This is a genomic window from Bradyrhizobium sp. BRP19 (assembly GCF_020194195.1).
In the GTDB taxonomy this organism is placed as follows: domain Bacteria; phylum Pseudomonadota; class Alphaproteobacteria; order Rhizobiales; family Xanthobacteraceae; genus Bradyrhizobium; species Bradyrhizobium yuanmingense.
The window spans coordinates 1-443 of record NZ_JADYVZ010000123.1; the positions used below are offsets into that span (position 1 = coordinate 1).

Genomic DNA, 443 nt, shown 5'->3' on the forward strand with positions numbered 1-443 from the left:
CTTTTTCATCCGCCCGAGGGCGCGGCACCCACAATTCCCATCCGACAGGATTTGGGAGATTTGACCCAGGCTCCTCTGTGGAATACTGCGGAGGGCAAGTTACCGATCGCCTGGGGGATGCATGCGAATCTCGGATCTCAGCAGGAGATCGGGCGCACCCGTTGCGACCATTAAGTTCTATCTGCGGGAAAAGCTCCTTCCAGCCGGCACCCCCACCGGCCGCAACCAGGCCGTTTACGGCGAGGAGCACCTGCGACAACTGCTGTTGATCCGTTCCCTCACCACGATCGCCCACCTCGATCTTTCGTCGGTTCGGGACGTGCTCTCCGCCATCGCGGACGACGATATGTCCCTGTCCGGCCTCTATGCCGTCACCGATCGTGCGGTGTTCGGCCTCGAATCGGAGCCCCCGGAATCGGCGCACCTGAAAGACGCGCAGGCCG

The 443-nt window shown here is 62.3% G+C and carries 1 protein-coding gene; it reads left to right on the forward strand.

The genetic code is table 11. From position 1 onward, the window contains the following. Positions 1-121 precede the first annotated feature (121 nt). Positions 122-443: MerR family transcriptional regulator (locus tag I6F36_RS38795; RefSeq protein WP_225173272.1), on the forward strand; the 322-nt coding region annotated here is incomplete at its 3' end.